This is a genomic window from Acinetobacter sp. V89_7, assembly GCF_029967895.1.
GTDB lineage: Bacteria > Pseudomonadota > Gammaproteobacteria > Pseudomonadales > Moraxellaceae > Acinetobacter > Acinetobacter soli.
Genome location: NZ_JASCAJ010000030.1, coordinates 303,646 through 329,515, shown reverse-complemented (window position 1 = coordinate 329,515; position 25,870 = coordinate 303,646). Strand labels below are relative to the sequence as shown.

General features: G+C 39.8%; 23 protein-coding genes. 16 read left to right on the top strand and 7 right to left on the bottom strand.

Going from position 1 to position 25,870, the window contains the following annotated elements:
• From QLG00_RS11395 to QLG00_RS11375, 5 genes are all read left to right on the top strand, one after another.
• A partial coding sequence (locus tag QLG00_RS11395; protein ID WP_282471023.1) for a DUF2345 domain-containing protein occupies positions 1-546 on the top strand: 546 nt, incomplete at its 5' end.
• 2 nt (positions 547-548) lie between these two features.
• Entirely contained in the window at positions 549-1,547 is a 999-nt protein-coding gene (locus QLG00_RS11390; protein WP_111812932.1) for a hypothetical protein, read from the top strand.
• Positions 1,547-2,842, top strand: coding sequence for a type VI immunity family protein (locus QLG00_RS11385; RefSeq protein ID WP_111812933.1), 1,296 nt, complete (start codon positions 1,547-1,549; stop codon positions 2,840-2,842). The genes QLG00_RS11390 and QLG00_RS11385 overlap by 1 nt, the downstream gene beginning before the upstream one ends.
• Positions 2,843-2,990: 148 nt before the next feature.
• Complete coding sequence (locus QLG00_RS11380) at positions 2,991-3,227, top strand: hypothetical protein (protein WP_282471022.1); 237 nt, start codon at positions 2,991-2,993, stop codon at positions 3,225-3,227.
• A 10-nt stretch (positions 3,228-3,237) separates the two neighbouring features.
• Complete coding sequence (locus QLG00_RS11375) at positions 3,238-4,524, top strand: type VI immunity family protein (protein ID WP_282471021.1); 1,287 nt, start codon at positions 3,238-3,240, stop codon at positions 4,522-4,524.
• A gap of 142 nt (positions 4,525-4,666) precedes the next feature.
• Here the strand turns inward: QLG00_RS11375 and QLG00_RS11370 are convergent, their stop codons facing one another.
• From QLG00_RS11370 to QLG00_RS11350, 5 genes are read right to left on the bottom strand one after another with little or no spacing between them, the layout of a single operon-like run.
• Positions 4,667-5,560, bottom strand: a complete 894-nt coding sequence (locus QLG00_RS11370) for a hydroxymethylglutaryl-CoA lyase (protein WP_282471020.1) — start codon at positions 5,558-5,560, stop codon at positions 4,667-4,669.
• Positions 5,557-7,548, bottom strand: a complete 1,992-nt coding sequence (locus QLG00_RS11365; protein WP_282471019.1) for an acetyl/propionyl/methylcrotonyl-CoA carboxylase subunit alpha — start codon at positions 7,546-7,548, stop codon at positions 5,557-5,559. Before QLG00_RS11365 ends, QLG00_RS11370 begins: the two co-directional genes overlap by 4 nt.
• 13 nt (positions 7,549-7,561) lie before the next feature.
• Positions 7,562-8,362, bottom strand: a complete 801-nt coding sequence (locus QLG00_RS11360; protein ID WP_282471018.1) for an enoyl-CoA hydratase/isomerase family protein — start codon at positions 8,360-8,362, stop codon at positions 7,562-7,564.
• Positions 8,363-8,371: 9 nt separating this feature from the next.
• Positions 8,372-9,973 carry a carboxyl transferase domain-containing protein gene (locus tag QLG00_RS11355; protein WP_076032483.1) on the bottom strand — a complete coding sequence of 534 codons (1,602 nt, stop codon included), beginning with the start codon at positions 9,971-9,973 and terminating at the stop codon, positions 8,372-8,374.
• Positions 9,974-9,997: 24 nt separating this feature from the next.
• A complete protein-coding gene (locus QLG00_RS11350; RefSeq protein WP_004947336.1) occupies positions 9,998-11,170 on the bottom strand; it encodes an isovaleryl-CoA dehydrogenase in 1,173 nt (390 codons plus the stop codon).
• Positions 11,171-11,315: 145 nt separating this feature from the next.
• Here QLG00_RS11350 and QLG00_RS11345 point away from each other — a divergent pair, with 145 nt between their 5' ends.
• The 10 genes from QLG00_RS11345 to QLG00_RS11300 all read left to right on the top strand — a co-directional run bounded on the left by QLG00_RS11345 (position 11,316) and on the right by QLG00_RS11300 (position 23,599).
• On the top strand, positions 11,316-11,933 hold the full coding sequence (locus tag QLG00_RS11345; protein WP_282471017.1) for a TetR/AcrR family transcriptional regulator: 618 nt from the start codon (positions 11,316-11,318) through the stop codon (positions 11,931-11,933).
• A 108-nt stretch (positions 11,934-12,041) separates the two neighbouring features.
• Entirely contained in the window at positions 12,042-13,736 is a 1,695-nt protein-coding gene (locus QLG00_RS11340) for an AMP-binding protein (RefSeq protein WP_282471016.1), read from the top strand.
• 62 nt (positions 13,737-13,798) lie between these two features.
• Positions 13,799-14,491: a class I SAM-dependent methyltransferase gene (locus tag QLG00_RS11335; RefSeq protein WP_282471015.1), complete on the top strand. Its 693-nt coding sequence runs from the start codon at positions 13,799-13,801 to the stop codon at positions 14,489-14,491.
• A gap of 291 nt (positions 14,492-14,782) precedes the next feature.
• Complete coding sequence (locus QLG00_RS11330; protein WP_282471014.1) at positions 14,783-16,126, top strand: DcaP family trimeric outer membrane transporter; 1,344 nt, start codon at positions 14,783-14,785, stop codon at positions 16,124-16,126.
• Between the two features lie 94 nt (positions 16,127-16,220).
• Positions 16,221-17,585 carry an MFS transporter gene (locus tag QLG00_RS11325; protein WP_004937537.1) on the top strand — a complete coding sequence of 455 codons (1,365 nt, stop codon included), beginning with the start codon at positions 16,221-16,223 and terminating at the stop codon, positions 17,583-17,585.
• Positions 17,586-17,853: 268 nt separating this feature from the next.
• A complete protein-coding gene (locus QLG00_RS11320) occupies positions 17,854-19,650 on the top strand; it encodes an acyltransferase family protein (RefSeq protein ID WP_282471013.1) in 1,797 nt (598 codons plus the stop codon).
• Between the two features lie 135 nt (positions 19,651-19,785).
• Complete coding sequence (locus QLG00_RS11315) at positions 19,786-20,262, top strand: helix-turn-helix domain-containing protein (RefSeq protein WP_048764394.1); 477 nt, start codon at positions 19,786-19,788, stop codon at positions 20,260-20,262.
• Positions 20,263-20,398: 136 nt separating this feature from the next.
• Positions 20,399-21,793 carry a methylenetetrahydrofolate reductase C-terminal domain-containing protein gene (locus QLG00_RS11310; RefSeq protein WP_282471012.1) on the top strand — a complete coding sequence of 465 codons (1,395 nt, stop codon included), beginning with the start codon at positions 20,399-20,401 and terminating at the stop codon, positions 21,791-21,793.
• Positions 21,794-21,959: 166 nt separating this feature from the next.
• Positions 21,960-23,291, top strand: coding sequence for a HipA domain-containing protein (locus QLG00_RS11305; protein WP_282471011.1), 1,332 nt, complete (start codon positions 21,960-21,962; stop codon positions 23,289-23,291).
• The gene (locus QLG00_RS11300; RefSeq protein ID WP_004937522.1) at positions 23,288-23,599 is read left to right on the top strand and encodes a helix-turn-helix transcriptional regulator; all 312 of its coding nucleotides are present in this window, start codon (positions 23,288-23,290) and stop codon (positions 23,597-23,599) included. Before QLG00_RS11305 ends, QLG00_RS11300 begins: the two co-directional genes overlap by 4 nt.
• Here the strand turns inward: QLG00_RS11300 and QLG00_RS11295 are convergent.
• The gene (locus tag QLG00_RS11295) at positions 23,585-24,310 is read right to left on the bottom strand and encodes a DUF1826 domain-containing protein (RefSeq protein ID WP_282471010.1); all 726 of its coding nucleotides are present in this window, start codon (positions 24,308-24,310) and stop codon (positions 23,585-23,587) included. The two genes, QLG00_RS11300 and QLG00_RS11295, sit on opposite strands and share 15 nt — an antisense overlap.
• A 201-nt stretch (positions 24,311-24,511) precedes the next feature.
• Here QLG00_RS11295 and QLG00_RS11290 point away from each other — a divergent pair, with 201 nt between their 5' ends.
• Positions 24,512-24,811, top strand: coding sequence for a DUF1330 domain-containing protein (locus QLG00_RS11290; RefSeq protein WP_282471009.1), 300 nt, complete (start codon positions 24,512-24,514; stop codon positions 24,809-24,811).
• 62 nt (positions 24,812-24,873) lie between these two features.
• On the opposite strand, the gene QLG00_RS11285 is transcribed toward QLG00_RS11290, so the two are convergent.
• Positions 24,874-25,758 (bottom strand): LysR family transcriptional regulator, encoded by an 885-nt coding sequence (locus tag QLG00_RS11285; RefSeq protein WP_282471008.1) that lies wholly within the window; start codon positions 25,756-25,758, stop codon positions 24,874-24,876.
• Positions 25,759-25,870: the final 112 nt, after the last annotated feature.

Here is a 25,870-nt window from a genome sequence, read left to right as displayed (position 1 = left end):
TATGCCGGCAAGGGCAAGATCGAGTTACAGGCACAGGGAGATGGGGCGGATCTGATTGCACGGAAGGATATTCAGATTATTTCGACGGAGGATGTAATTAATATATCTGCTCCAAAACGGATTTTGATTACCGCAGAAACGTCTCAGGTTGAAATTAATGAGCAAGGGATCATTCTTAGAACAGGTGGTAAAGCAGAATTTAAAGCGGGGCAGCATGTGTTTGTGGGTGGACAGAAAGTTTCACTAGATTTACCTCAATTGAATAAATTAGAAATTGCTCAATCGCCATATTCTGCGCAGTATCAGTTATTCAAAACCGATGGTAGAAACTTTCAAGGCTATAAGTATTTTATTGAAGATTCAAACGATAATTTAATGAAGCAAGGAGTTACAGATAATCAGGGTTTTACAGAGCAAGTAGTCACAGAGTACAGTGAGAAAATTATTGGTTATAAATCTGTAATGCGAGAAAGTGAGCGAATAACCGAAAATTGGGAGGCAAAGCTAGAGCAAGCAGTTAATAAAGTTACCAAGGGAGAAAAATAACGATGCTTCCTGTCATTATTGGAATAATTGAGTTAGCAGGATATGCCGCAACAGCTTATGAGTTATATCGTACAGCGACAAATGCTTATGGTGAGGTTAAAAACTATCAAGACAATATAAAAAAAGCAAAAGATGAAATTAAAAAAATCATGCAAAATCTTGATAAAGAAATTACTGATAAGATTGATCGACAGCGAGAGAAAGTGCTATTAACTACTTTGACTTCAGGGGATAAACAGACGAATACGACAAAGTCTGCATCTGGAAGACCACAGGTCAAAAGTAATTTAATTACTGCAGCGATAAAGCAAAAAATCCCTTTTAGGCCAATTATTAGTCAAATTTGCGAAAAAGCAGATCATTTGCCAATGATTCAGCTGAGAAAACAAAAGGGTAAAAAATTAAAAGATGTTATTCCTAAAAGTAAAGTTGATATTGTAGCGAAGCTATTGAAGATGACGGCTCAAGAGTTAGCAGGAGCAAATGTCGATGAATACATTATTATCAGACTGAAGCAGCTGGCGGTAAACTTTATGTTTGAATTTATGGATGAGCTTTTAAAATGGCGTAGCCCTTTAAAAGCAGAAGTATGTTTTGGTTACGATATAAAAACTAAAAAATATTTAGCTCCCCAGTTAGCTAGTCAGACACGCATTAAAAGAGTCGGGTCTGAACTGAACCCATTTTGGCCAATGCCCTACAAAGGTAAAGGGACAATTGGTGCAGATATTATTATTCCAGAATATCGTGGTGAAGCTTTAACTTTGACTAATATTTTTGCATTGGTTGAGATAAAGTTTCAGAATGATCGGATTGATAGCGAACAATTTGATAATTATGAAAAGTTAAAAGATCAGTGCGCTAATCTTAAACATACGAGCAAGATTACAGCAAGTGAAGGCTTTAAATTATCATTGTTTCGTTATCCTGAAGATGTTGCTTTTAAAGATGACCAAAATCATCAAAAACAGCATAAACCAAAAAGTGGAGGTAAAAAATAGTGAGTATGGATGAGTTATTTTTAAGTCAAGATGAAATTTTAGCATATATAACAGATTTTAATCATGACAGTGATCATATTTATGGTTACGAAAAAGAAGAATTTGGTATTTCTCCTTACATTACTTTTTATATTTATCATCAGGAAGATGAAGTAGAAGTAGTAGCCAATAAAATTATCGACATATATGAAAATTTTGAAAATATAATCATTGATAAACCATTTAAGTTGCGTTATCTCAAATCAAAAAGTGGTGCAAGCACATGGAAAAAATCTGAGCGATGGAGGCTAAGTCGATTAGAAATGATAGAGCAAATGCATGAGTTATATAAAAAATATTTTGTTTATTTTATTGCCGCAACAACTGGAGAATCTCCTATTCAAAGTCCACGTTGGGCTTTACAAAGTAATATTCGTGACGATGGTTCAAGATATTCTAGTCTGAAATTAAGCTTTGGGGATAAGTGGTTTCGAGAAAATAAAAATAGATGGTATACGTTTGTTAAAGAATGCTTAATAAAACTTAACCCGATTCAGGCATATACTGGTTATGAAATTGGTAGCACAGCTCAGTTCCCAATAATTTCTCCTGAATTTGAAATAGCAGAACGGATTTTTAGTGATTATTTTTATGGTTTAGATATCGATCATCCTGGGAACATGAGTCATACTCATGATAATCTAGATGGATATATTAACTCTTCAGCTCTTGGAGCTGGGTTACGAACACCGACATGGTGTTTTTTACTTTCACCTTACTGGATAGATCAATTAGGGTTAAGCGAAGAGCAAATCCGTTTAAAACTGAATGATCCACGAATCGAGATTACTAAATTATCAGACCCAACAGACTCTGAAAAATTTAGTTTATGGATACGCCTTGGAGAGTTGTCACTTTACCCAGTCGAAGAAGGAGTACCGGATTTACTGGTGATAGCGAATGAGCTGATCAAGCCAATCCGATGTAACGAATTAAAATTAACGACTTTAGATGCTTGGGAAGATGATCCAAACCCAAGATTTGATATAGAGAACTCTCCAAAATGGATTGCTCGCTTTGATGCAGATAGTGATTGGCCAGAAGGAAAACGAGTTAAAAAAACTCAAACAGGAGTATTAGATAACAATACAATAAAAGTTTTAGGTGGTGAAACTTGCCCACAAACAGGTGAATGGTATAGTCCTGCAAATAATATGGAAAAACGTTATTTCGAGCAGGGTGAAATAATGCCTGAAATTGAAAATAATAGTTGGGGAGAAACGATTTGGTATTTAGAAGTGACGAATAAGCAATGATTAGGTAATTTAAAGTTATAATAAGGCCTTAGATTGCTTTAAGGCCATCTTAGTAATGTTTAAAAAATTTTAACGATACTTTGAAAAATGCCTAGGTTCTATTTCAATTAATATTATTATTCCAGAATATCGTGGTGAAGCTTTAACGTTGACTAATATTTTTGCATTGGTTGAGATCAAGTTTCAGAATGATCGAATTGATAAAGCACAGTTTGATAATTATAATGACTTGAAAAAACAGTGCGCTAATCTTAAACATGCGAGTAAGATTACAGCAAGTGAAGGGTTTAAATTATCATTGTTTCGTTATCCGGAAGATGTTTCATCTAGCGAAGCTAAAGAATCAAAGCCAGCTGCAACGAACAAAAAGCGGAAAACGAATTAAGGCATAAAATATGAGTACATCAGAAACCTTTTTAAATAATGAAGAAATTCTTGAGTTAGTAAGGGATATTCCGAACGATACGTCGATTATTTATGGGGAGGAAGATCAGGAATTCGGTATTTGCCCTTATATTACTTTTTATATTTATCACCATGAAGATGAAGTAGAAGTAGTTGCTAATAAAATTATCGATATATATGAAGAATTCGAAAATGAAATTATTGATAAATCATTTAGACTCAGATATCGACATAAAACAAGTATATGGAAAAAGGCAGAAAAATGGCAACGTACGCGTCAAGAAATGATAGATGAAATGCATGAGAGCTATAAAAAGTATTTTGTTTATTTTATTGCCGCAACAACGGGAGACTCTGATACGCAAAGTGCACGTTGGGCTTTACAAAGCAATATTCGTGATAATGGTTCAAGATTCTCTAGTCTGAAACTAAGCTTTGGTGACAAATGGTTTCGAGAAAATAAAAATAGATGGTATACGTTTGTTAAAGAATGCTTGATAAAACTTAATCCGATTCAGGCGTATAGTGGTTATGAAATTGGTAATACAGCTCAATTCCCAATGGTATCACCAGAGTTTGAAACAACAGAACGGATTTTTAGTGATTATTTTTATGGATTAGATATTGATCATCCGAGTAATATGAGTTTTTCACATGACGACGCTGATGATTTGATTTATGCCCCCTCTTTAGCTGCTGGCATACGAACGCCAACGTGGTGTTTTTTACTTTCACCTTACTGGATAGATCAATTAGGGTTAAGCGAAGAGCAAATACGTTTAAAGCTGAATGATCCTCGAATTGAGATTACTAAATTATCAGACCCAACAGACTCTGAAAAATTTAGTTTATGGATACGCCTTGGAGAGTTGTCACTTTATCCAGTCGAAGAAGGAATACCGGATTTATTGGTGATGGCGAATGAGCTGATCAAGCCAATCCGATGTAACGAATTAAAATTAACGACTTTAGATGCTTGGGAAGATGATCCAAACCCAAGATTTGATATAGAGAACTCTCCAAAATGGATTGCACGTTTTGATGTAGATAGTCATTGGCCAGAAGGAAAACGAGTTAAAAAAACTCAAACAGGAGTATTAGATAACAATACAATAAAGGTTTTAGGTGGTGAAACTTGCCCACAAACAGGTGAGTGGTATAGTCCTGCAAACAATATGGAAAAACGTTATTTCGAACAGGGTGAGATAATGCCTCAAATTGAAAATAATAGTTGGGGAGAAACGATTTGGTATTTAGAAGTGACGAATAAGCAATGATTAGGTAATTTAAAGTTAAAATAAGGCCTTAGATTGCTTTAAGGTCATCTTAATAATGTTTAAAATATTACTAGGCAATAAGCTCAATGCAACATTGCCATTTTGTTTAGGATGAACGAACGCTTTTAAAAATTATCAATTTTCACTGCTGAAGATAAGTATTTGCATAATTTGATAAATTTTTTCGCTTTAATGTCTGACTGATATTTTGGCTCGCTAACATTAGCTTTTCTAGATTGATCCCTGTTTCGTATCCAATTTGAGACAGTAAATAATACAAATCCTCAGTTGCAACATTCCCTGATGCACCTTTGGCATATGGACAACCACCCAGTCCAGCAAGCGAAGAATCAAAGATTCGAATCCCTTGCTGTAAAGATTGATAGATATTGGCAATTGCCATGCCATAAGTATTATGAAAATGTCCAGCCAAAATGTTGCTGTCCAGTTCTGCTAAGCATGCCTGCCAAACTTTCTGCACTCGATCTGGTGTTGCAGTCCCAATGGTTTCACCCAATGAAATTTCATAACATCCCATCTCATATAAACGTTTGACGACATTTACGACCTGTTTGGGATCAATTGCACCTTCATAAGGACAATCCACCATACAAGATACGTAACCGCGTACGCGCACATGATTTGCTTGCGCGGCTTGGAAAATTTCAGAGAATCGCTCCAGACTTTCATCAATCGAGCAGTTGATATTCTTTCGGGTAAAGCTCTCAGAAACTGCGGTAAAGACTGCAACCTCTTTACATCCTACTGCTAGGGCAGCATCGAAGCCTTTAAGATTTGGCGTCAGCAAGCTCAAGTTTAAATCATCACGTTGTGGCAACAATTTAAATAACTCATCGCTCTGCGACATTTGTGGTACCCACTTAGCTGATACACATGAACCCACTTCAATAAACGTTAAACCTGCGTCAATTAAATCATTGATAAAGCTCAATCGTTGTTCAATGCTTAAAGCTTGTTTCTCGTTTTGCAAACCATCACGTGGGCCAACTTCTACTATTTTTACATAGTCATTCATGCAACTTCCCCCTCAGTAGCTTGGAAGTCCACAAGCTCATCACCAGCTTTGACTTGATCACCTACTTGGAAATAGGCATCTAAAATTACACCATCTTTAGGCGCGCGGATGGTGTATTCCATTTTCATCGCTTCAAGCGTTAAAAGCACATCATCTTTCTTCACGGTGTGATTTGCGCCTACAAGTAGTTGTGTTACTACGCCAGGCATTGGAGCTTTGAGATGTCCTTGTTCAGATTGACTATCAGTTTGATTATAATCCTGACGCAAGTAGCTGAATTTATAACTTTGTCCAGCGTTAAATAGAGTAATGCCTTGCAAACCTCGGTTAAAAGCAAGTTTTTGTTGAATTCCACCAATTTGAATATTTGCAGTATGATGATCAGTTAATTGACCTGTGATGTGATACTGCTGACTATTAAATTCTGCGTTAAATCCGTGTTCAGCAGCAGAAAACTTAATTTGAATATTTTGGTTTATAAAGTTCAATCTAATGCTGTGTTGATATGTGACATTACTACGCCATAAAGGTTGTGCCAACCACAGTTGCTTTTGAGTCGATTGGTTATTTTGCATTTTGCTGAGAAATTCAATGAATGCCGTCGCAACAACAAGCTCAGGTTTGATATTCGCTGGGCTAAACAAAAATTGTTCTTCACGCTGGATGAGGTTGGTGTCCAAATTTGCTTGTTTAAATGAATCACAACGCACAATCTTTTCCAAAAAGGCAATATTATTGCCTAAACCATCGACATGGAAATGACTAAGCGCATGTTGCATCTGAATTAAAGCAGCTTCACGGTTTTTACCACATACGATTAATTTGGCAATCATTGGGTCGTAGAAAGTGGTAATTTCATCACCTTCAACAATGCCACTATCTACACGGACATATTGGTTTTGCGTTGGATAGCGAAGATAGTCAATTTTACCGATTGCAGGTAAAAAGCCTTTGTCTGGTTCTTCGGCATAAATACGTGCTTCGAGTGCATGCCCATGAATTTGTAGCTCATGTTGTAATTTGGGTAATGGCTCACCATAGGCAACTCGTAATTGCCATTCGACTAAGTCCTCTCCGGTAATCATTTCAGTCACAGGATGTTCGACTTGTAAGCGTGTGTTCATTTCCATGAAATATGCTGTGCCGTCTTGTTCAACGATAAACTCAACCGTACCAGCGCCAACATAATCCACAGCACGCGCAGCATCAATTGCAGCTTGACGCATTGCATCGAGCTTTTCACTTGGCATTTGTGGAGCAGGCGCTTCTTCTAGTACTTTTTGATGACGACGTTGAACAGAACAATCCCGTTCAAATAAATGCACATAGTTGCCATGTGTATCACCAAACACCTGTACTTCAATGTGACGTGGTTGAGTTACATAACGTTCAATCAGTACGTCATCATTACCAAAACTCGATTTGGCTTCACGTTTGCACAGCGCGAGATAGTAGAGAAAGTCTTCACTACGTTCTACCAGACTCATGCCTTTACCACCACCGCCAGCACTGGCTTTGATGAGTACAGGATAGCCAATTTCATCTGCTTGTTTTTTTAAAAATTCAGCATCTTGATTTGTTCCGTGATAACCCGGCGTTAGAGGTACACCTGCTTTTTCCATCAAGGCCTTTGAGGTGGCTTTCAAGCCCATTGCTAAAATGGCATCGACCGGAGGACCAATAAAGCAAATATTATGCTGCTGGCAGGCCAAAGCAAATTGATCGTTTTCCGAAAGAAAACCATAACCAGGATGAATCGCTTGACTTCCTGTATCGATCGCCGCTTGAATAATGCGATCAGCTTGTAAATAACTTTGTGTTGCAGGAGATTGACCAATATAAACCGCTTCATCTGCAAGTTTAACGTGTTGTGCATGTGCATCTGCATCTGAGTAAACCGCAACCGTCGCAATACCTAATTTTTTTGCTGTTCGAATTACACGGCAAGCAATCTCACCACGGTTCGCAATTAAAATCTTTTCAAACATTTTTTGGTCATCCTTAATTGTTATTAGAACTTGAAGTCCATGCTGGAGCTTGCTTACTTAAGAAAGCGGTTAAGCCTTCTTTTGCCTCACTGCCTTGACGCACTTGCGCAATGTGGTGAGCAGTTTGTCGAAGTAATTGATTATCCATACTTTGATTGCTGACCATCTGAATCAGTTGCTTAGAAGCAGCTTGAGCATGTGGTCCGCCCAGCAATAAAGCATCAATAATCTCTTGAACTTTTTTATCTAAATCTTCCGCATCTGCAATTTCATGTGCCAAGCCAATTTGTTTTGCTGCATGCGCAGTAATACGTTCAGCAGTTAAAAAATAACGTGAAGCTTGTCGAGCGCCAATCGCACGAATCACATATGGGCTAATCGTAGAAGGGGCAAGACCCAGTCGAACTTCGGAGGTTGCGAACTTTGCATCGGTACTGGCGATGCAAATATCACATGCAGATGCCAAACCCATCCCACCACCAAAAGCAATGCCATGAACACGTGCAATCGTTGGTTGTTTTAAAGTTGCAAGTGCTTCAAGCATCTGTGCAAGTTTTAAAGCATCGGCTTCATTTTCTTCGGCACAAGCTTGACCCGCTTGTTTCATCCAGTTCAGATCTGCACCCGCTGAAAAGCTTTTACCACGACCCGCTAAAACCACAATCCGAATATCATCACGAATAGCAAGTTGCTTAAAACACCTATGCAATTCTTCAATCACCGTTGTATTAAAAGCATTGTGCAGTTCAGGGCGATTTAGCCACACATAGGCCACTAAACCATGCTGTTCCAGTTGTAGAAATTGATAGCTCATAAACACCTCTTACATGCGGAACACGCCAAATTTAGTCGGTTGAATCGGTGCATTTAAAGCTGCTGCAAGGCTTAATCCCAGTACTTGTCGAGTTTGAGCTGGATCAATTACGCCATCATCCCACAAACGGGCAGAAGCATAGTAAGGATGCCCTTGACGTTCATACTGATCACGAATTGGTTGTTTAAATTCATCTTCTTCTTGTGCTGACCATTCTGCGCCTTTTTGCTCGATCTGATCACGTTTCAAAGTCGAAAGTACGCTGGCTGCTTGCTCACCGCCCATGACGGATATACGTGAGTTTGGCCAAGTCCACAAGAAACGTGGAGAATAAGCACGTCCACACATACCATAGTTACCCGCACCAAACGAGCCACCAATGATGAGTGTGATTTTTGGCACATTTGCTGTTGCAACCGCCATCACCAGTTTGGCACCGTGCTTGGCAATTCCTTCATTTTCGTATTGGCGACCCACCATAAAGCCCGTGATATTTTGAATAAATAACAACGGAATATTGCGTTGGGTACATAACTCAATAAAGTGTGCACCCTTTTGAGCCGACTCTGAAAATAGAATGCCATTATTGGCAATAATTCCGACAGGCATCCCATAAAGTGATGAAAACCCTGTGATTAACGTGGAACCAAAACGAGCTTTAAACTCATCAAAACGAGAACCATCGACAATACGTGCAATCACTTCGCGTACATCAAATGGCTTGCGCGCATCGCTAGGGACTACTCCATATAACTCTTTGGCATCAAACAATGGTTCATCAATCTGCTTATTGAGTTCGTTTGGTTTTTTATTCAAATTGGCAACGATATTACGTGCAATCGCAATTGCATGTTCATCGTTTTCTGCCAAATGATCTGCAACACCTGAGAGACGCGTATGTACATCACCACCACCCAAATCTTCGCTACTTACGACTTCACCGGTTGCAGCTTTAACCAAAGGGGGACCACCCAAGAAAATAGTCCCTTGATTACGCACGATGATGGTTTCATCCGACATTGCAGGAACATAAGCCCCACCAGCGGTACAGCTACCCATTACAACCGCAATTTGAGCAATTCCTTGGCTCGACATACGTGCTTGATTGTAAAAGATACGCCCGAAGTGATCACGATCAGGAAATACCTGATCCTGCATAGGTAAATACGCACCACCTGAATCTACAAGATAAATACAAGGTAGGTGATTTTGTTCAGCAATTTCTTGAGCACGTAAATGCTTTTTAACCGTAAGTGGGTAATACGTGCCACCTTTAACCGTTGCATCATTGGCAACGATCATGCAAGTTACACCATTGACCTGTCCAATACCCGCAATTACACCCGCAGCAGGAATATCATCTTCATAAACTTTATACGCAGCAAGTTGTCCGATTTCTAAAAAAGCTGTACCAACATCAATCAGTTGATCTATACGTTCACGTGGAAGCAATTTTCCACGTGCTAAATGCTTTTGACGTGCATTTTCTCCGCCACCTAATGCAATATTTTGGGCAACTTGTGTTAAATCATTAACCAAAGTCTGCATAGTTTGCTGATTTGTTTTAAAGTCTTCACTTCGTACATTCACTTTGCTTTGTAATTGATTCATATGATGCATCCTGATTTATCGTTATTATTTGGTTTCATTAAACAATTCACGTCCGATCAACATACGACGAATTTCAGATGTGCCTGCACCAATTTCATAAAGTTTTGCATCACGCCATAAACGACCTGTAGGGAATTCATTGATATAGCCATTGCCACCTAAAGTTTGGATTGCTTCACCTGCCATCCATGTCGCTTTTTCGGCTGCATATAAAATGGCACTTGCGGCATCTTTACGTAAGCTACGGTCATGATCTGCTTTGTCGCAGGCTGTACCAACTGCATATACAAGCGCTTTGCAAGCCAGCCAAGTTGAATACATATCAGCAAGTTTTCCTTGCATCAGCTGGAACTCACCTAAAGCTTGTCCAAATTGTTCACGTTGATGTAAATAAGGAATCACAACATCCATGCAGGCGTCCATAATGCCAAGAGGGCCTGCGCTTAAAACTGCCCGCTCATAGTCCAAGCCACTCATCAGGACTTTGGCGCCATTACCGACACCACCCAACACGTTCTCAACCGGGACTTCTACATTATCAAAAAATAATGGATAGGTATTTGAGCCGCGCATACCAAGTTTGTCTAGATGATGACCATGACTAAAACCGTTCATGTCTTTTTCAACTAAAAAAGCAGTCATGCCTTTAGCGCCTGCATGTGAGTCAGTTTTTGCGTATACCACTAAAACATCAGCATCACCGCCATTGGTTATCCACATTTTGGAACCATTTAAAACGAAATGATCACCTTTATGTTCAGCACGTAATTTCATACTGACCACATCTGAACCCGCATTCGGTTCAGACATCGCCAAGGCACCAACATATTCACCAGAAATTAATTTCGGAAGATATTTCTGCTTTTGCTGCTCACTGCCGTTGCGATTGATTTGATTGATACATAGGTTTGAGTGTGCGCCGTATGAAAGTCCAATTGCAGCTGAAGCACGAGAAATTTCTTGCATAACAATAATATGAGCAAGATAACCGAGGTTTGTACCGCCGTATTCTTCAGAAACCGTTAGGCCTAATAAGCCCATATCACCGAACTTTTTCCATAAATGGCTCGGAAATTTATTGTCTTGATCTACTTGCTGAGCAATTGGTGCTATTTCTTTTGCACAAAATGCGGCAACTGAATCTTGAAGGGCAATCAATGTTTCATCCAGACCAAAATTCAAGCTACGTAGGTTCATTGTGTTCATCCTATTGATTATATTTGTTGTTCCATAAGCATTCTTGTTTGTGCTTAAGATGTACCATACAATGAATTTTTAAAAAAGTGAATACAGATTCATAAAATGATTTACAATTCATTTTATTTGTTAGAGAATAAATCTTATGAACTATAAACGATCATCTTTAATGCAAGAGCGGATGGAACAAAATCGTAAGTCGATTTTGAATTCAGCCAGAAAGTTAATTTCAGAAAGAGGGGTTAAAGACGCACAGATACAAACAATTGCTGAGCAAGCAGGTGTTTCGAGTGGGTTGGTTTATCGCTATTTTGATAATAAAAGTCAGGTGCTGATCGAAGTTTTGTCAGAAGCGATCAATACCGAATTATTGGTGATTGATGCGATTACAGAAAGTGATCTAACGGCGGAGCAGAAGCTACATAAAGCGGTAACCACCTTTGTAAAAAGGGCACTAAACAGCCCTCAGCTTGCATATTCACTCATGTTCGAGCCTGTCGATTCATTGGTAGAGCATGAGCGTTTTCGTGTTAAGCAGTTGATTAAACAAAGTATTATTAAAATACTCGCAGATGGAAATGCGAGTGGAGAGTTTGTGTTGGAGGATTTAAACACCACAGCACTTTGTGTGGTTGGCGCGATGACTTATGTCGCCGTAGAACCTCTAGACCCAGCTCAAAATACAAAGTTCGATCAGCAACATAAAGACTATTTTTCAAAACAGATTGCTGATTTTTGTGTGAATGCCGTGAGGAAAAAATAAGACATAAACAGTAGTAAAAATCAAAACAAGGCAGTTTGAAAAGTAGTTGCAGTAATAACAAGAGATGAAATCGGAACAGAATTAGAAAGAATCAAGGAGAATGATTCAATGCAACAACAACGGTTAAGCTATGCCTCTGGACCAAGTGCACAGCCCTTATTGGGAATGACGATTGGAGAAAAATTTGATCAAGCTTGTCAGCAATATGCCGATCAAGAAGCGATTGTAAGTGCACATCAGAACAGACGGTTGAGCTATAAAGAGCTACAGGATGAAGTGAATGCTTTTGCCTGTAGCTTGCTCCAGCTCGGTTTAAAGAAAGGCGACCGACTTGGTATCTGGTCACCAAACTGCGTGGAATGGACGATCACTCAGTTTGCAGCTTTTAAAGCAGGAATTATCCTAGTGAACTTAAATCCTGCCTACAAAAGCCATGAGTTAGAGTACGTATTGAATAAAGTTTCCTGCAAAGGATTGGTCATCGCTTCACAATTCAAAACAACTGATTATCAAGAATTTTTGACGCGAATTGCACCAGAAATTGTTGTCTGTACTGACAAAATGATTCATTCAGAGCGTCTGCCTTTCTTAAAATTTGTGATCAAAATAGATGAAAAACAGCATACAGGTATTCATCGTTTTAATGATCTAGTTGTTGCACCAACTCAACAACAACTCGATCAATTACAATTAGCGACGCAGCAATTGCAATTTGATGAAACCATTAATATTCAATTTACATCAGGTACAACGGGTAATCCGAAAGGCACAATGCTTACTCATCATAACATTTTGAATAATGGTTATTTTGTAGGAGAGGGTATTGGTTTAACGCCACAAGATAAAGTGTGTATCTCAGTACCTTTATTTCACTGTTTTGGTATGGTTATGGGAAATCTGGCCTGTATCACACATGGTTCTACTATGGTGTATCCATCAGCTGTTTTTAATCCATTAGAAACACTAAAGACCATTCACAACGAGCGTTGTACGGCAGCATACGGCGTACCCACCATGTTTATCGCCACTTTAGAGCATGAACAATTTAATGAATTTGACTTATCTAGCTTGCGCACAGGAATTATGGCGGGAAGCCCATGCCCACGTGAAATTATGCAGCGGGTGATTGATCGTATGCATATGTCAGAAATCACGATTTGCTATGGCATGACCGAGACTTCACCCGTAAGCGTACAAAGCTCCGTGAATGACACGATTGATAAACGTGTCAGTACGGTTGGACAAGTTCATCCTCATGTCGAAATCAAAATCGTAGATCCTGAAGGACAACTCGTACCACAAGGAACTTTAGGCGAATTATGCGTTAGAGGTTACTCGGTAATGGCTGGCTATTGGGGCGAAGAAGAAAAAACCCGTGAAGTCATTGATGCCGCAGGTTGGATGCATACAGGTGACATTGCGGAGATGGACGCTGAAGGGTTTGTCAAAATCAAAGGCCGTATTAAAGATGTGGTCATTCGTGGTGGAGAAAATCTATTTCCTAAAGAAATTGAGGACTTCTTATATACCCACCCTGCAATCTGTGATGTGCAAGTGATTGGTCTGCCTGATACGCGTTATGGTGAAGAACTATGCGCTTGTATTATTTTGCATGAACATCATCAGATTAATGAAGAAAGTATTCGTAGTTTCTGCAAAGAACACATTTCTCATAATAAAGTGCCACGCTATGTAAAATTCTTAAATGAATTTCCGATGACCGCATCAGGCAAAGCACAGAAGTTTAAGTTACAGGAAATCATGCGTGCTGAACTAAATTTAACTGGAAATGTATTCGACTAAATGTGTTTTACATCATATGGAAAAACAGCATTTTAAAGTTATAAGGCAAAGGATCTTCGTCAATGGCAAAAGATTTTAATAGTCCAAAGATCGTTGAAGCATATGATCAACATATCCGCAAGTTAATTCCCGGATATGAAATCATTCATCAACAAGTGGATGCCATTTTGCAGTCTGTACTTCAACCAACCGCACACATACTTATTGTTGGATGTGGAACAGGCTATGAGTTGGAATATTTACTCAATAAACATCCTGATTGGACATTTACTGCACTTGATCCTTCTTTAGCCATGCTTGAAATGGCAGAAACACGTGTTAAACACATGGGGAAGTCAGCTCAGGTACAGTTTGTACATGGCGATCATTCTACTTTAACTGAAGCTGCTGTTTTTGATGCTGCACTTTCTATTTTAGTCGCGCACTTTATTGCTGATGAACAAAAAAATGAGTTTTATAGCAGTATCCATCGTTGCTTAAAAAAGAGTGGACTGTTATTGACCTATGATTTAATGCCTTGCAGCAACCCTCAGCATTTACAAGCTTTACGTTATTTATGTATGACTCAAGGCCTAACTGAATTGCAATGCCAGAAAATGTTAGATCGCATGGAAAATGACTTTTTCACTATTTCATTCAGTGAATATCAGCAACGACTCCAAGACATTGGTTTTGAAGACGTACATTCATACAGTCAAATCTTAATGTATCAGGGTTTGATTGCCAAAAAGGCAGAAATTGCCGAGTCTGCTTAAGCCCCATAACCCAAGAGACGCATTCACAATGAAAAAATGATGAGAAGAATAATTTAGATTTTATTTTTACCAAACGTTCAATTCACAGTGCCTTTCATAGTGATTGTGAGGTTCTTTTTGTCTAAATAAATCGTTATAGAAAATAATCAAAGGAGACTAAATAAATAAAAATCAAGTGATTAGGTTTTAAAACAAGAAATGCGTTGCAGTCATCAAGTACTGCAAAGGATACAACGCAAACACAAAATGAACTTAAAAGCTAAAGTTCATGAAATAAGGAAATTGATTTTAATGAAAAGATTCATCTTCACAATTCGGCAAAGTGTTTTAGCGCTGTCTGTACTTACTGCCATGTCTGGAAGTTATGCAGGCTCAGAAAGCGCAGAAATAGAAAAACTTCGCCAAGAAGTAAAAGAGTTGCGCGCAATGCAGCAAAATTCAGAAATAGATAAACTTCGTCAAGAAGTAAAAGAATTGCGTGCAATGCAGCAAAATTATATTCAGCAAACTCCGCCTGCTCAGCCCGTTACTCAGGTCATGGTTGCACCTAAAACTGAACCCGTTCAATCCGCAACGCCGAAATTATCACTCACCAAATCTGGTGCAGAGGTGAATTTATATGGATATTTGCGTGCAGACGCATCGTATCAAGCCAAAGGCGCATCAACGATGTACAACAATATCAGCGGCGTACCACTAGAAGGAACTGCTGAAGAAGCGCAACAAAAAGATCGCTTGCATACTACTGCAAATGTTTCTCGGATCGGTCTTAATTTTAAAACACCGACTGCTATGGGTAATGTCGGTGGAAAATTAGAAATGGACTTCTTTGGTAGTGCATCACGCGATCAATTCCGTATCCGCCATGCCTACTTAACTTTTGATAAATGGTTATTAGGTCAGACATGGTCAACGTTTATCGCACCTGAATATTACCCGGAAACGGTCGATGCGGCGACCTATGTAGGCGGAGCATTACAGCGCTCACCATTGGTTCGTTATAGTGACAATATTACGGCAAATACCAGCTTTGCTTTAGCAGTAGAAGATCCTAAATATACAACAAGCTCTGACCCCGATAATGAAATGCGTTTACCTGCCTTTGTTGGACGTATAAATCATAAGTTTGCCAATGGTTCTATGCTGTCAGGACGTAGCTTTGTCGCTGAAAAGAAAACCAGTCAAGATGAACAATGGGCTTGGGGTGTCGGGATTGGTGGAAAGTATCAGTTAACACCAAAAACTTTCCTCAAAGCAGACTATAACCATATTAAAGGTGACGGACGCTTCCTGTTATGGAGCAATAGCAGCTATGTAATTGATGATCAAAAACATATTCAAAGCAATGAGTTTGATTCAATTTCAGCAGGGATTACCCATCAATTTAATACTCAATTTCGTTCAACATTGGGTTATGGCTACATGAAAGCCAAGGACAACAATGCTTTTGCACGAATCAATCAAGACAACACAGCTCAAAATAAAGAACTATGGCAAAGCTGGATCAATGGCATGTACAAACCTTACAACCCAGTTACTTTGGGGATGGAATATGTCTACGGTGAACGTGAAACCTTTGATGGTCGCACAGGGACGGATAATCGCATCAATATAATGGCGATTTATGATTTTTAATACCAATAAAGCCTTGAATAATAGTGTTTTTTTTAAGTTGCATTATGTCGTTTTAAATATTAATTAGGAATTTTTCTCATTGAGGAGATGCAGGATGACAACATCTACGGTTAATGTAAATGCAGTAATTGATCAAGCAAAATTTACACCTTTTCACTGGAGTATTTTACTTTGGTGCTTAATGATTATTATTTTTGATGGTTACGATCTCGTCATTTATGGCGTAGTTTTACCTTTACTCATGCAGGAATGGTCTCTCACTTCTGTACAAGCAGGCATGCTCGCCAGTACGGCGTTATGCGGGATGATGTTTGGTGCAATGTCGTTTGGTGCTTTGGCAGATAAAATCGGACGCAAAAATGTCATTTTAATTTGTGTGACGTTTTTTAGTGGGTTTACTTTTTTAGGTGCATTTGCATCTAATCCTTATGAATTTGGTATTTTACGGTTTTTAGCAGGTTTAGGAATAGGCGGGGTGATGCCAAATCTCGTCGCACTCACATCAGAGTACGCACCCAAACGTATTCGCAGTACTTTAGTTGGCACAATGTTTAGTGGTTATGCCATCGGTGGCATTTTATCGGCACTGATCGGAAGTTATTTAGTTGAAAGTCAGGGTTGGCAAATCATGTTCTTGATTGCCGGTGTTCCTTTGATTTTATTACCTGTGATTTGGAAATTCTTGCCTGAATCTTTAACCTTTTTGGTTAAAACTGGCAAAACGGATCAAGCACATAGGATCATTCAAAAAATTTCACCTGAACAAAGCATCGGTATCAATACACGTTTAGTGCTGAATGAAGATCATGTTCCAGCAGGTAGTTCTGTAAAAGGCTTATTTCAACAAGGACGTGCATTCAATACGCTTATGTTTTGGGTATTGTTCTTTATGTGCTTATTAATGGTGTATGCACTAAGCAGTTGGTTGCCAAAACTTATGCTTGCAGCAGGTTATTCACTCGGCAAGAGTATCTTATTCTTGTTTGCCCTAAATGTGGGTGCCATGATGGGTTCAATTGGTGGCGGCATTCTCTCAGACAAATTCCATTTAAAACCTGTAATTATGGGAATGCTGATGGCAGGTGTAGTAGCACTGATCGGCTTAGGATTTAACTCTCCAGCTTATGTTTTATATGGTTTAGTCACTGTGGCTGGTGCAGCGACGATTGGAACTTCAATCCTTCTTTATAGCTATGTTGCTCAATACTATCCATTGAGTGTTCGCTCAACTGGAATTGGCTGTGCTTCGGGTGTAGGTCGAATTGGTGCGATTGTCGGTCCGATTTTGACGGGTTTGTTATTAACCTTGAACTTACCGCATACCATGAATTTTGTGATGATTTCTATCCCTGCAATGTTAGCAATCTGCGCGATATTAACTTTAAAACGTCATAAATTTGATGATGAGCAACAAGTACAAGAAGTAAAAACAAGTTTGAACGAATCAAGTAGTGCCTAATCTACCATTACTTGATTGCTCCCCAAAACACGAAAAGCACATTAGATACGCTGATGTGCTTTTTGTGATGCAAATACTCATTGGCCAGAAGAAAAACGACTTAAAACACTTTAACTGGATTATGAACTGACAATACACCAGAGGTTTTGAGTGGTGAAACCTACCCATAAACAGGTGAGTGGTAATCGTGCTGCAAAGATGGAAAAAGCATAGCCAAAATTATTTCGATTCAATACTATATAGCGCACATTTTCCTGTATCTCCCGCTATGCAATTTAGACATGATATCCAGATTTTAAGGGGCATCGCTGTGAGCCTCGTGGTGCTGTTTCATCTTGAGTTTTCTCAATTGGCCAGTGGTTTTCTTGGTGTCGATATCTTTTTTGTGATTAGCGGTTTCTTAATGGCCGTGTTGTATAAAACCGGCAATGTACACGACTTTTTTGAGCGCCGTGCAAAGCGCTTACTACCAAGCTATTTTGCTGTGGTGATCGGTACGCTGTTGGCATCTATGCTGCTGTTGCTTCCATCAGAAATGATACAAGTCGAAAAGCAGGCTTTTTTTAGTCTCTTTTTTGCCAATAATTTAAGCTTTTGGACGCTCAATACCTATTTCGACAAAAGTAATTTTAAACCCTTACTGCATCTTTGGTCGCTGGGTGTCGAAATACAGTTTTATTTATTTGTGCCATTATTGGTTTGGTTTTTCAGTAAAAATCGGGCTTTGCTTCTCTTAACCACGCTGATCTCATTGGGCTTATGTATATACGAAGTCGGCATATCACCTAAAACCTCATTCTTTATGATGCCACTTCGGCTTTGGGAGTTCTTAATTGGTTTTATGGTTGCCAAGTACTTCACAGAGCAAGGTAACTTAAAATACAACCAATCCTGGATCGGATTAATTGGTTTATGTTTGCTAGTTGCAATTCCCTTTATGCATGTCAACGGTAACAGTTTTAACCGTATTGAAGCACATCCTAGTTTGTTTGCTTTACTCGTTTGTCTCGCAACCGCTGTTATTTTAGTGTTTGGCTTACCTAAGTTTTTAATCAATTCACCCATAGCTAAACTTTTTGTCCATCTTGGCAAATACTCTTATTCTATTTATTTGGTGCATTTTCCTGTGATTGTTTTGTACTTGTACAAGCCTTTTTCAGGGACCATCATGCACCCTGCAAATATTCAGGAGCAAGTCACGCTCTTGATTTTGATCATGCTTTTGTCTGTGCTGCTTTATAAATTGATCGAAACGCGGAAATATCATCACATCTTCAAAGTTTATATGATTGGATGTATTACAGTACTCGGGTTGATCGGTTGCTCGAAAGTCATTTACCAAACTCAGTATACACAAGTCGAAAAAAACATATTTTCTGGTCTAACCGATCGCTCTGTATATCGATGCGGTCTTTTCTTCCCGATTATTCACCCCAACACACTCACTTGCCGTATTAATACCGACGAACAAAAGCAATCTGTGGTGTTGTTAGGCAATAGCCATTCAGATTCAATCAAGAACGTCTTTGCCGATATTGCAGTACAGCATGGATTCAATACCTATTTATTCGCGGTCAATGATCCGATGACACGAGAGATTTTGCCTCCAGAGGCTATTATTCAAGAAACTTTAAGACGCCATACGAAATGGATTTTTATTCACTATAAGGTCGATACCTTAAACCCAAACAAACTAGATCGTCTTGCTGAACTAGCAGCAAAGCATCAGATTCGTTTGAGCCTGATTATGCCTGTTCCGGTGTATGAGCATGGCAATTACTATTATAAATCAATCCCGGCCACACTTTACTATGGGCGTAATTCTCATATCACTGAGCAAGATTATCTTAAACGTAATCAGGCGCTGATACAGCAGGCGAAGCAACTCGAAGCTCGATATCCTAATTTTCAAACCTTACCAGTCGTTCAGATGTTTTGTACACCTGTATGTCAGATCAGCACAGCAGACAAACGTCCGTATTATTTTGATGATGACCATCTCACGCTTACAGGAAGCCAGTTGATGGTTCCTGTCATTCGTCAAGCATTTGAATCTTCAAGGTAATAGTCGAGATAGAAGTACAAGTTAAGATGGGTACTAGATGACTAGATAGTTACTGGCATGTGCCATAGATCACAACAGGATTTTTAACGCAATATATTCTATAGTAGGATCAACGATACTACAGATATTGCTGCTATGAAATGGGAAGAAATCGGTAAACAGCCGTGTTCAATAGCCAGAACACTGTCCGTGATTGGAGATCGATGGACGCTGTTAATCTTGCGCAATGCCTTTTTGGGAATTCGTCGTTTTGAAGATTTTCAAAAAAGCTTGGGTGTCACTCGCCATTTACTTACGGAACGTTTGATAAATCTAGTAGACGCAGAGATTTTGGTTAAAGTACCGTACACCGCGTCGAATAAACGTTTTGAATATAAACTTACCGAGAAAGGACTCGATTTATACCCAATCTTGATGAGCATGGCACAATGGGGAAATACTTGGATGGATCAAGGTCACGGCGCACCTATAGATTATATTCATAAAGAATGTGGTCATGTGTTTAAACCCGTTTTGGTTTGTTCGCATTGTAAAATTCCACTTCGTGCGAAGCACGTCCAACCAGTGCCTGGAAAAGGATTTGTGCCGGTAATCAGTCGAACTGGCACATGATCAACTTAACCAACGCTTTAAAGCTTATTTTGGATGATGTCTTTCATGTATCAATTGATCTGATGCTTTGGATTGCATAGCTAGATCGCGTATACTATGCAGCCTGTTTACGTTATGTTTTGCTACACGCGATTTCATGTCATCACTTGCTTCTTATTTTCAGCAACGTCAGTTTTGTGTTTTGGTCGAATACCTAACGTCATTGACACCATATCATCCGCTTCAAACTGAAATTGCCGGTTATCCCACCGTAATGGCACTTGCAGATCGTGTTCATTCAGACCATGATCTTGCACCCTTAGACGCAAGTCGTACATATGATTCTGCTGTGGAAAAATTGCTGCATTTTTCCGGCAAAGATCGTGATATACAAGATTTCGAAGCTTTTCTTGCACAAGCAAAAGCTGCCAATATTCAAAATCTGCTGTTATTAAGTGGAGATAAGCTCAAATCGCACAGCGACGGCACCGATGGTCGACCCCGTACACGCTACTTAGAGTCTGTAAATGCCGTCGCTGCCGCTCAACATATTGGTGGTTTTCATATCGGTGTTGCGCTTAATCCATTTAAATATGTTGAGGCAGAGCGCGATGCGCAGTATTTAAAACTTCATAAAAAACTCAAAGCGGGTGCAGATTTCATCATTACCCAACTCGGCTACGACATTAAAGCACTTCAACAGGCCAAAGCATTTTTAACCAGCCATGATTACGCTCAAAAGATTGTGGCCTGTGTGATGCCTCTAACATTGGCGCGAGCCAATTACATGATCAAGCATAAAGTGGCGGGTATTGTAATTACACCGCATATGCTGAATGTACTTAAACATGAAAAACAAACAGGACAGACAGCCCATGTGTATGCACGCTGTGCATTACAGATATTAATTTGTGAGCAACTGGGTTTTGCAGGTGTTCATTTGTCTGCCTGCCATAAGCCAGATGAACAGGCACGCCTAGCTGAATATATTGAAGAGTATCGTCATTTGGATCTGGCTGCGCTAGAGCAGCATTATAAACGCTTATGGCATATTCAAACGGGGCTTGAGTTACAGCCCGAGCGCTTACCAAGTGCACGAAAGCCGAGTCGCCTTGAGGTGGTGAAGTATCGTCATTTGCAATTTATGCACGATGCCTTGTTTATGTCTAAGCCGGCTAAAAACGCTGGACGTTTTATTTTTAAGGCAGCCTTTTGGAATACGCATCTAATGACCAAGATGTTACTGAAAACTGAATCATTCAGTAAACATCGATTAATTGGCTGTGAAAGCTGTGGTCAATGTCGTCTGGCCGATACACTCTATATCTGCCCTGAAACCTGCCCTAAAGGACTGGCCAATGGCCCATGTGGGGGCACCAGTCTGGATCGCTGTGAATTTGGCGATCGGGAGTGCATACATTCAGTCAAGGCGCGCTTAGCCAAGGCAGTAGAACAAACTCAAATTTTAAAAGATAAGCTGATTCCGACTGTTCCCATTGCAACACGTGGCAGTAGCTCTTGGAAAAACTGGTACTTGGCCGTAGAGGCTTAACCATAAGACTGAATCCAAAGATGTGTAGAATACCTTATAATATTGTATAAATAGTATTGTGCAAAAAAATGCTCAAAAATTCTTAAAAGTTTTAATTATGCGCAAATATATTCACATTAAATTGTTATTGTGATATTTTTGAGAAAATAATTGCTCATTTATAAAATTGAAAATACTCACATTACAGGCCTTGCTAAATACTCAGTGGTTAGATATTGCGACGCTTACATTGCTTCAGCCACAGCTTGGTGTAGCGGGAGCCTGTGAGCTGGAATATGAACTCGACTATGCACTTCAGCATTTAGAGCAGCGCGATGAACATGCCTGTAGTCTCTCACTTCCTGTACAGTTGTTAATTAAACATGAATCTAAAAGCTGGTTTGGATTTCTAGACGATATTGTTCCATCAGGTGCAGCGCGCCGTTACTGGGTTAATTATCTCGATTTGCAACGTTTGCCCCAAGCCGAGCAAGATAGCGTCTTGCTTGAAAAAGGGGGAATTGCACCTGTTGGGAATTTACGCATTAAAGATGCGCTTGAGCCACTCAATCCAGATTCAACCTTACATCTTAGATACTTTACTGTAGCTGATGTTGCCGACCGCAATATCGACTTTTTAGAATATGCGCAGCAGATGGGTGCCATTAGTGGCGGAGCCACCGGTGCAGGTGGTGAAGCGCCCAAGCTTTTAATTCGCCTATCGCCTGAACAACAGGTCTGGATTGATACCTATCAACAAAACTTTGAGCAGCCAGATCAATACTATCTGGTTAAATTTCCAAGGAATAATCGCAATGAAATTGATTGTAATATCTTAAGGGCAGAATATTATTACTATCGCGAATTACACGATTTGGGCTTCGATACCATTGACGTTAATCGCATGAAATTGATCGAAGGTCGTCAGTATCCGTCCTTATGGTTACCACGCTTTGACACTGAATGGCAAAATGAGTGCTGGCAACGGTATGGTCTTGAGTCGGTTTATTCAATACTTAATAAATCAGCTGGTAGCCATCTCAATCACTTTGAAGTCATTGAGCAGTTGTGTTCGATCTTAACTTCGATTGATCCAAATTTTGATGGCTCCGCTTTTGTGTGTGAGTGGTTACAGCGTGATTTACTCAATATTATTTTTGGTAATTCCGACAATCACGGACGAAATACCTCATTTTTAAAGAAATTTGGCAGCATCACATTGGCACCTATTTATGATTTTGCGCCGATGAAAGCCGATCCAGAGCAAGTTATTCGCTCGACGACGTGGGGAAGCCCATACGAAGAAGGCGGAGAATATCGCTGGGCACTGATTACGCAAAAACTGGCGCCGTGGTGCCCACCTGAACTTGCCTTTGAAACATTGCAGCGTTTGGCACACAAGCTCGTACACCTTAAACAACGCTTGATCGATAAGGGCGTACCGCAGCAAATCGTGGATATGCCTGTTCTGTCATTTGACTATATTGAAGCGAAACTAAAACGTTGGGAGCTGCTATGAAGCCGAATACTCCAGCACAAGATCGTCAGCAGATCCTGATCGACCTATATACCCAGTATCTGTTGGGTAAAATTACCTTGGGGCAACTGTTAATGCATTTAAGAAAAAATGTATTGGGAGTCACCCAAGAACAATATGCCAAACTGGTGGGTATCAGCCGACGCACGCTCACCGATATCGAGCAGGATAAAGGTAAACTCACGCAGTCGGTGTTAGATAAGGTTTTTAAGCCTTTAGGATTAAAAGCAGGTTTGGTGCCTACCCATGATCATGTGGTGAAAAAGATTGTTTCATCAGCAAATGAGTAAAAGACGATACTGATCTGGATACTCCATAGGAGCACGGTGAACACAAGGCAAAGCCTGCTGCGTTGGATGATCCACTGCCAAGCGCCAAAGATGACCTAAACCCAGATGAATCGGTTGAGCATTTGGCAGTTCGGCATAGTGCAAGTCAAAAAAATATTCTTCTAAAAATTGCTCAAACTCAGACGCTGGGCCATCATGAAGCTGCTTCAGTTTTTCACGTATTTCCGGAATGCTTACTTTCTGCTGTACTTGATGATTAGATATAATATCGCTGGCCGGACCATAGTACGTGCATAAGATGGTATCGGTTTCAATAGGTGAACGATCGACATGATATGAATATACATCGGTCGCAATAAAATCTAGCTCTTCGTCGCGTTCGTAACATTTAAGCAAGTTCAAGGTAGGGGATGCGCCCGCATTAGTTAATTGTTGTAAGTCATTTAAAATAAGCGTTCTTGCCAATTTCCCCTGAGTAGACAAATTCAATGCCCAAAGATCTTTAGGTGTCACTTGGGTGATATTGTCTTTCAGTTCAAGATTTTCAACAATTTCCTGAAAGTTACCTACCAATGCTCTGTGCCAGCAAACTGCATTCATTTCACCGTGGAATCGAGTTTTCATTAGGTCTGCAAAATTGCTGACGACTTTAATTTGATCTATACCAGAAAATTCTGTGTTGATTTGAGGGTTTGGCAAGTTTTGGGCCATCTTGGATCACGTACATTTAAACTGGGATATAGTTTAAAGCATAAGTGGTAATCACGCTAAAGCTTTAACTTTTGGTCTCTATGGGTAAGCGAATGATAAATATTTTTTCTATTGGGTATCGTTAACTGAAAAGCACTAGGCAAAAGCCGATCCTTTCAGTTAAAACAATATAACTTCAATTGTTAAAATAAGGACTTTTCAATGTCTGCCTATGTTGTATTTACCCGTGAAAGCACCTCAGACGCCGAGCAAATGGCACAGTATGCAGAAAAGGCACCACTTGCACGTGAAGGTCGTGACCTTACGCCGCTTGCGTTTTATGGCAAATTCGAAGTACTTGAAGGTAGTGATATTGAAGGTGCTGTGATTTTACGTTTTCCAGATATGGCAGCAGCACGTGAATGGTATAACAGTCCAGAGTATCAAGATGCGTTACAACATCGTCTTAAAGGGGCGAATTACCGCGTGTTTATTATTGAAGGTCTCAAAGAGCTAGTCTAATTCACTCTAATGAACAAGAAGCGCCCAATTAAGGCGCTTTTTTATGAATAGGGTACGTCTGATTATACGCCCATTAAAAGTTCTTGCTGTACATCGGCCTGCTTACGTAAAAAATCCCATACCAGCTTAATTCTGGGTTCGTGCTGTAAATCGACCAGCGTAAGCATCCAAAACGTATGAGAAAAACTTAACTGATCGCCCAGCACCTCCACCAATTCAGTTTTATCACGAACCAGAAACCTTGGCAAAATGGCCAGTCCAGCACCAGCACGCACTGCAATTTCCTGTGCCAAAATACTGTTACTGCGAAAACAAGCACTCACTTGCAGAGGTAAACGTTCTAACGAATACAACGCCGTGCTATACACCAGATCATCGATATAATCGACAAAACGATGCTGTCGTAAATCATCTAGCTTTTCAATAGGCGGATGTTGCTCTAAATAGTGCCGACTACCATAGAGCTTTAAACAGTAATTGGTGAGCCGGGTAATAATATATGGTCCAGATTTAGGGCGATCGATAGAAATGACAATATCCGCTTCACGATGTGAAAGTTTAATTGTTTTTGGTACCGGTATGAGATCGATGGTCAGTAACGGATAATGTTTTGAAAACTCAGCCAGTAAACCCGCCAGAAATGCCGTACCGAAACCTTCTGGTGCTCCAATACGCACCCGGCCCTGTAGCGGGTCATGGCGTTTTTCTATCTGAATGAAAGATTGTTCCATCTGCTCCACACGTGGTACCAACGCCAAACCTTCAGAGGTAAGCTCATAACCAGTGGCTTCACGTTTAAACAGCTGTGTTCCTAAAGTGCTTTCTAGCGCCTGAATACGCCGTGCCACTGTACTGTGTTCAACCCCGATTAGACGAGCCGCATTGGTCAGTGTTTTCGCGCGTGCCAAAACCAAAAAAAAGCGTAAATGATCCCAATCTACTTTCATTTTTTATTTAACATCCTGTTAAATCCCTGTGCATATTTGCACAATCATCGTGCATCAATTTCTATTGGTGGTCAAAGTGTTCTTTGTTAGTCTGCTGAAACAGCGTAAAAAA

What these genes read in the sequence shown, in the direction of transcription:
- QLG00_RS11300 (WP_004937522.1), top strand. Translation starts at nt 23,288, where the DNA reads ATGAAGCCGAATACTCCAGCACAAGATCGTCAGCAGATCCTGATCGAC.
- QLG00_RS11285 (WP_282471008.1), bottom strand. Translation starts at nt 25,758, where the DNA reads ATGAAAGTAGATTGGGATCATTTACGCTTTTTTTTGGTTTTGGCACGC.
- QLG00_RS11365 (WP_282471019.1), bottom strand. Translation starts at nt 7,548, where the DNA reads ATGTTTGAAAAGATTTTAATTGCGAACCGTGGTGAGATTGCTTGCCGT.
- QLG00_RS11295 (WP_282471010.1), bottom strand. Translation starts at nt 24,310, where the DNA reads ATGGCCCAAAACTTGCCAAACCCTCAAATCAACACAGAATTTTCTGGT.
- QLG00_RS11290 (WP_282471009.1), top strand. Translation starts at nt 24,512, where the DNA reads ATGTCTGCCTATGTTGTATTTACCCGTGAAAGCACCTCAGACGCCGAG.
- QLG00_RS11315 (WP_048764394.1), top strand. Translation starts at nt 19,786, where the DNA reads ATGAAATGGGAAGAAATCGGTAAACAGCCGTGTTCAATAGCCAGAACA.
- QLG00_RS11325 (WP_004937537.1), top strand. Translation starts at nt 16,221, where the DNA reads ATGACAACATCTACGGTTAATGTAAATGCAGTAATTGATCAAGCAAAA.
- QLG00_RS11310 (WP_282471012.1), top strand. Translation starts at nt 20,399, where the DNA reads ATGTCATCACTTGCTTCTTATTTTCAGCAACGTCAGTTTTGTGTTTTG.
- QLG00_RS11390 (WP_111812932.1), top strand. Translation starts at nt 549, where the DNA reads ATGCTTCCTGTCATTATTGGAATAATTGAGTTAGCAGGATATGCCGCA.
- QLG00_RS11340 (WP_282471016.1), top strand. Translation starts at nt 12,042, where the DNA reads ATGCAACAACAACGGTTAAGCTATGCCTCTGGACCAAGTGCACAGCCC.
- QLG00_RS11320 (WP_282471013.1), top strand. Translation starts at nt 17,854, where the DNA reads ATGCAATTTAGACATGATATCCAGATTTTAAGGGGCATCGCTGTGAGC.
- QLG00_RS11350 (WP_004947336.1), bottom strand. Translation starts at nt 11,170, where the DNA reads ATGAACCTACGTAGCTTGAATTTTGGTCTGGATGAAACATTGATTGCC.
- QLG00_RS11330 (WP_282471014.1), top strand. Translation starts at nt 14,783, where the DNA reads ATGAAAAGATTCATCTTCACAATTCGGCAAAGTGTTTTAGCGCTGTCT.
- QLG00_RS11370 (WP_282471020.1), bottom strand. Translation starts at nt 5,560, where the DNA reads ATGAATGACTATGTAAAAATAGTAGAAGTTGGCCCACGTGATGGTTTG.
- QLG00_RS11335 (WP_282471015.1), top strand. Translation starts at nt 13,799, where the DNA reads ATGGCAAAAGATTTTAATAGTCCAAAGATCGTTGAAGCATATGATCAA.
- QLG00_RS11345 (WP_282471017.1), top strand. Translation starts at nt 11,316, where the DNA reads ATGAACTATAAACGATCATCTTTAATGCAAGAGCGGATGGAACAAAAT.
- QLG00_RS11375 (WP_282471021.1), top strand. Translation starts at nt 3,238, where the DNA reads ATGAGTACATCAGAAACCTTTTTAAATAATGAAGAAATTCTTGAGTTA.
- QLG00_RS11360 (WP_282471018.1), bottom strand. Translation starts at nt 8,362, where the DNA reads ATGAGCTATCAATTTCTACAACTGGAACAGCATGGTTTAGTGGCCTAT.
- QLG00_RS11355 (WP_076032483.1), bottom strand. Translation starts at nt 9,973, where the DNA reads ATGAATCAATTACAAAGCAAAGTGAATGTACGAAGTGAAGACTTTAAA.